Source organism: Oleiphilus sp. HI0079, from assembly GCF_001635105.1.
This window is the reverse complement of sequence record NZ_LWFT01001350.1, coordinates 21,234-27,319: the sequence shown is the minus strand read 5'-3', so window position 1 is coordinate 27,319 and position 6,086 is coordinate 21,234. Positions and strand designations below refer to the sequence as shown.

Annotated in this window: 5 protein-coding genes; 4 read left to right on the top strand and 1 reads right to left on the bottom strand. The window is 47.4% G+C overall.

Annotated elements, in window-relative coordinates:
- Window positions 1–245: 245 nt before the first annotated feature.
- The 4 genes from A3750_RS23400 (at window position 246) to A3750_RS23385 (ending at window position 4,490) form a co-directional block, all read left to right on the top strand.
- Window positions 246–2,405 (top strand): acetyl-CoA hydrolase/transferase C-terminal domain-containing protein, encoded by a 2,160-nt coding sequence (locus A3750_RS23400; RefSeq protein WP_068520812.1) that lies wholly within the window; start codon window positions 246–248, stop codon window positions 2,403–2,405.
- A 216-nt stretch (window positions 2,406–2,621) separates the two neighbouring features.
- Entirely contained in the window at window positions 2,622–2,960 is a 339-nt protein-coding gene (locus A3750_RS23395; RefSeq protein WP_068455881.1) for a zinc ribbon domain-containing protein YjdM, read from the top strand.
- Between the two features lie 123 nt (window positions 2,961–3,083).
- Complete coding sequence (gene panD / locus A3750_RS23390) at window positions 3,084–3,449, top strand: aspartate 1-decarboxylase (RefSeq protein ID WP_068455878.1); 366 nt, start codon at window positions 3,084–3,086, stop codon at window positions 3,447–3,449.
- Between the two features lie 75 nt (window positions 3,450–3,524).
- Window positions 3,525–4,490: a fatty acid desaturase family protein gene (locus tag A3750_RS23385; protein WP_068455875.1), complete on the top strand. Its 966-nt coding sequence runs from the start codon at window positions 3,525–3,527 to the stop codon at window positions 4,488–4,490.
- Window positions 4,491–4,516: 26 nt separating this feature from the next.
- Here A3750_RS23385 and A3750_RS23380 read toward each other — a convergent pair whose 3' ends face one another.
- Window positions 4,517–6,001, bottom strand: coding sequence for a diguanylate cyclase (locus A3750_RS23380; RefSeq protein ID WP_068465521.1), 1,485 nt, complete (start codon window positions 5,999–6,001; stop codon window positions 4,517–4,519).
- Between the last annotated feature and the right edge of the window lie 85 nt (window positions 6,002–6,086).

Sequence of the window (6,086 nt, the reverse complement as noted above, 5' to 3'; positions counted from 1 at the left end):
ATTCAATTGAGCACTAAATAAAATATGGTCAGATTTACCGCTTTTATTATAGTTGAATGGCTGAATATCACTTAGAACTATAATGATTTTTTTGTTACGACAATGCGGTTGATGCTGCCCGTCGCGACGCAGCGTCTGCTTTTGCTGTATGTTTCGAAGAGTTGACCAAAATCAACGTAGGCGGTTTCGTTTCTTTATAGAGTGAGTGCCATTATAAAAACCGTGCTTCAAACGAGGATAAAGCATTGAGTCATCACCCGGATTTAGATCAAGTAGTAGATAGTGTCGTAGAGGCACTCGACAAAAATATCGTTATGGGTATTCCGTTGGGCATTGGTAAGCCTGCGCAGTTCGTCAATGCCTTGTACGCCAGAGCCAAGAGAGACCCTAGCATTAAACTGCGTATGATTACCGCCTTATCTCTGGAGCGGCCTAAGCCTTCGCCAGGTCTTGAGGCTCGATTTCTGGAACCGGTTTTTGAACGTCTTTTTGATGGCTATGTGGGTCTCGATTATGTCGAAGATCTTAAGAAGCAGCAGATTCCAGACAACATCCAATTATGTGAGTTTTTCTTTAAATCCGGCAGCATGCTGAAGAATAACTACGCACAACAGCATTATATATCGAGCAACTACACGCATGTTGCGCGCGATATGATCGATCAGGGCGTCAATCTGCTCGTGCAACAAGTCAGTAAAGGCGAGTATCAAGGCGCTGAATATTTGTCGTTGAGCAGCAATACGGACGTGACAGTCGATATTCTGCCTTTGATAAATGAAGAGCGCAGCAAAGGGAAGACCATCAAATTGGTTGGTATGGTTAATTCGCATCTCCCCTTTATGCTCAATGATGCGTTGGTCAGGCTCGATGCCTTCGATTATCTCATTGATAACGAAGCGTTTTACACACCGCTTTTTTCTCCACCCAACATGCCTGTCACACCGGTTGATTTTGCGATCGGTATGCATGCCAGCGCGTTGGTGAAAGATGGTGGAACGCTGCAAATTGGTATTGGTTCGATGGGAGACGCCATCGTTTATGCCTGCTTGCTAAAAGATAGAGACAACACGCTATACAACGAAGCGCTCGATGCTTTGGGCGGTAAAAACTACCAAGAATATATTGATCGTATCGGTTCGCGTGAAGGCTTCTCAGAGGGGCTTTATGGCTCGAGCGAGATGTTCGTTAATGGTTTTCTTCACCTGATTCAAGGCGGTATTGTTAAGCGTAAAGTTTATGGCGATGTGCATATTCAAAGGCTCATTAACGAAGGACGCATGGCAGAGGATATCAAGCCGGAGCATTTGGACAATTTAATCGAGTCCGGCTTTTTTGGCGATGTCTTTCATGCAGGAGATGTGGTTCGTGCTAAGCGTTTTGGCATTCTTAATGACCGTGTTGACTGGATCGATGGTCAACTAACAATTGATGGTGCAGCAGTCGGTGATCGAACGCGGGATGACCAAACCATTGAGCTTGTGAAAGAACGCGGCTTGGGCGAAAAATTACGCGGCGGCATCATTATGCATGGTGGTTTCTTCCTTGGGCCCAAAGATTTTTACCAAGCCTTGCACGCGATGAGTGACGAAGAAAAAGAGCTGATTTGTATGACCGGTGTTGGGCACGTGAATCAGCTGCTGATTGATGAGGATTTGGTGGTGGAACAGCGCAAACAAGCGCGTTTTATCAATACCGGCCTGATGGCGACACTCAATGGTGCAGTGGTGTCGGATGGGCTTGATGACGGTAAGATTGTCTCGGGCGTTGGCGGGCAATATAACTTTGTATCGATGGCCCACTCTCTGCCCGACGCACGCTCTATATTGCTGGTGCGGAGCACGCGCACTAGCAAGGGCGAGGTGATGTCGAACATTGTTTATAACTACGGGCATATCACCATTCCTCGCCACTTGCGCGACACGATTATTACGGAATACGGCGTTGCGGATATTCGCGGTAAGACCGATGCAGACGTGATGAAGGCGATGCTGAATATCGCGGATTCACGTTTTCAGGAAGAGTTGCTCTCTAAAGCCAAGCAGGCGGGTAAGCTGCCGGAAGACTATGTGATTCCTGAGCCATACCGCAACAACCTTCCAGATCGAGTTAATAATACGATTGATGGTTACCGTAAACATGGGCACTTTCCAGCGTTTCCGTTGGGCACCGACTTTACAGAACAGGAGTTGCAAATTGGCGCAGCATTGAAGCACCTAAAAGCCCTGCAAAGCGATAAGCTGTCTTTGTTCAAAACTATGTTTAAAGCGTTTACCGAAGGTGATCACGAACAGCAAGCCATGCCCTTTCTTGAGCGCATGAAACTGGTCGAAACCAAAACCAAGAAAGAAGAAGTAGAGAAAAAATTACTGATTCACGAGTTGATCGAAGCGGGACTGATTAAATAGCCCCGCCTCCTTCGGATTTGAATACGTATAAGAAAAAAGCCACTCACTTGAGTGGCTTTTCACTACTTGATGCGCATATAGAACGACGGCGTGGGCTTTTTGCCAAGATCTAAATAAACGCCTAGGTATTGGGTCACATGCCATGTAACTTAGTGGACTTACCCAAAGGTCTTTTTTCTGGCATGATGCGCGGCGTCGACTCTAGAGGCTTACATCATGTCAGAACCGTTACCACCTTGCCCTTCATGCAATTCCGAATACGTCTACCAAGATCAGAACATGTTGATTTGCCCCGAATGTGCGTATGAGTGGGATCCGAACCAGGCTGATGAAGACGCGATTCACCTTAAGGATGCCGTGGGCAACGATTTGGCAGAGGGTGATAAAGTCACACTGATTAAAGACCTAAAAGTGAAAGGATCATCGACCGTATTGAAAGTGGGCACCAAAGCGACCATTAAACGTTTTGTTGATGGTGACCACGACATCGACTGTAAGGTTGATGGCGCGGGTGCGATGATGCTGAAGTCGAAGTTTGTGAAGAAGTCCAATTAGGCGCTGCGTTGTAAAACACGGCATTCACTGAACCAATTAACTGACCTCAATTATCTAAATTTTAGAGGGCAGAGAGAGAAAGATAGATCTCATAAAGACGAGTACCAAGGAGTATCACGAAGTATGTGGATTGAAAAACTAAAAGCGAAAATCCATCGCGCTACGGTTAAAGACGCCAATCTTAATTACGTTGGTAGTATCACGATTGACCCTTTGCTGCTCGAAGCAAGCGGCATTGAAGAGCACGAGAAGGTGCAGGTGGTCAACATCAATAACGGCGCTCGGTTTGAAACGTACGTGATACTTGGTGAAAAGGGCTCTGGCCAAATTTGTCTCAATGGCGCCTGCGCACGACTTGCTCAGGTTGATGATAAGATTATTATTATTGCCTACTGTTACCTTGATGCGAGCGAGAGCCAGCAACATGTGCCAAAAGCGGTGTTTGTCGATGATGGGAATTCGATTACTTCTATAGAGCCTAATCGTTAACCTTCGTCGCGCACACGCGCAGTGATCAGCCACTAAAAAGCGATACAAAAAAATAAGAAACGAAGAGGCGAGAACATGAGTTCAGTGAATTTTCGAGATTATTTGAGTAAAGAGGAACTTACTCAATTGCGCACCGCCAATGATGTGCGTGCACTATGGATGTTTGTGTTCAATTGGCTCGTCATTATCGGCTGTTTCGTTGTGCTCGCTTCGTCGCTGCATTGGGCCTTGAAGATCGTTGCCTTAGCGATTCTTGGCGGGCGGCAACTTGGCCTAGGTATTCTACTGCACGAATGTTCGCATCAGGCATTTTTTAGTACGGTGCGTTTGAACCGTTTTGTTGGGCACTGGTTTGCTGGCATGCCCATGCTGATACCATTTGATTTTTATCGACCTTATCATTTAAAGCATCATGCCAAAACCGGAACGGATGAAGACCCGGATCTAGGAAATATCGCGCAATACCCAGTTACTAAGTCCAGCTTTTTGCGCAAGATCTTGCGCGATGCATTCGGCCTTTCTGGAAGTAAGATGCTCTACGGCGTATTGTTCTTTGTGTTGCCTGGTCGTCAGGGCAGCACTGTGTCGCTTGGCACAAACGAACAAGAAGGCGCTTACAATCAATCTGGATTGAAAAATTATACGCAGGTACTGTTGTGTCATGGCGCGATGATCGCGGTGTTTTACGGAGTCGGTCAGCCGTTGTTGTATGTGTACTGGTGGGTGGCGTTTATCTTTTTCTACCCATTCATTGTGCGCTTGCGTCAGATAGCTGAGCACGGCGCGATGCCCGCTTTTGCATCAGACGATGTAAGAGATACCACGCGGACGACGATTGCGCGATGGTGGGAGCGAGCGCTCTTTGCACCAAATTATGTGAATTACCATTGCGAGCATCATTTTTTGCCTACGGTGCCGAGCTATCACTTGCCAAAAATGCATGCTTTATTAAAGGCGCGAGGGTTTTATCAAGATAAACCAGAAGCGCTTATTGAGCGCGGCTATCCCGAGATCGTGCGCATTGCGAGCAGCGCAAGCTAGAGCCTTAATTCAGAACGCTGTTTGGGCTAGTGCTTGCCCTGAACAAAGCGAAACGAAGCGGTGTCTTTACCGCCGTGTTTTGATCGATACAGAGCTTGGTCTGCGCGATCAATAACCGAGAGCTCTGTATCACCGATGGTTGAGATTGTGCTGCCAATGCTGACCGTCAGCGGTTTTTGCAATCCAAAGTCATGTAAGCGTACCGCTTGCAGAAGTTTTGCTGCGATGATCGGTAAGGCGCCCTGATTGGTTTTGCTGGTTATGACGATGAACTCCTCTCCGCCCCAGCGTCCTGCGAAGTCAATTTCTCGAATACTGGAGCGAATAAGCGCAGCGAGCTCTGTGAGTATGCGGTCGCCCTCTAAATGCCCAAGTGTGTCATTCACGTGCTTAAAGTCGTCAATGTCGATGAGCAGTACCGCAAAAGGGCTCATTTCACGCTTTTGTCGTTCGAGTTCTATTTTAATAAACTCCTTAATTCGATAGCGATTCCATAGGCCTGTAAGGGCGTCTTTTCTGTAGAGTTCTTCCAGTTCTTTTGCGTGCTTCTCCAAATAGGCCTCATTGAGTGTTTTCTCAAGATTGAGTATCGCTACCATGAAAAGAACAATGGAGAATGCGGCGGCAAAACTTTGTAACTGCAAAAGGCTAATCCACGGAACGTCGCTTGAAAAAGGACCATGAGAGAGCCATGTCGCGACGATGGCAAAGCTAAGCACGCTAGCTTGCACCGTGAAGATCAAGCGCTGGCCATATCGAAAAAGTAGCGCAAACAGCATGGGCAGAAGAAGAAATATGGCGTAATCGATGTGTCCCGGGAAGTGGATGACATCGAATACAATAGCAATCACAAGCAGGCTGTAGGCGGCAGCGGCGATAAGAGCGACGAGGGAGTGCATGCCAAAATGTCGTTCTGGATAAAGCCATGACAGCAGGAAAGGGGTAAATGTGAGAACGCCCGCGCTATCGCCCATTAGCCACGTTACGAAAACATGATTGAACTGCGATGTGCTGATATGACCAAATAGCCAAAGTCCACCGACACCGAAAAGGGCGCTACATAAAGGGCCCAGCAAGGCGCCAAAGCCCAAAAAATATAACAGTGACTGATGGGATTTTAGGATGCGACTGGTTCCGGCGTAACGACGAATTAACTCAGCGGCAACAATTACGCATATAACGTCGCCGATGCCATTCATCGTTGCGGACGCAACGGCATTCAACGTGGCCTCAATCGAGTCGAAGGAAATATAAGCCCAGATATTTCCAAAAAACGCCCCAAAGAACACGCCGGGCCAGATAGATGGACCAAAGCGAAGCGCTAGCGCGAGCATCACTCCAGAAGGGATCCAAACGGGTGTCACATTTGAAGGTTCGATTGCGAATAGTTGGCCAAGCCGAGCACAAGCGATGTAAATGGCCGCAACAGCGATGACCTCCAGAATTCTTACATCTTTGAGCCAGCGTTGTTGCGCGAACTTCAGGCGCAGGCTTGCAGTGTTCTCGATCATCCATCCGCTCCGGCAACGTATTATTGGATTTTTGTCGTTACATTTGAGCCAAAATGCTCTTTAAGCATTGCGCTATTAGAGCATG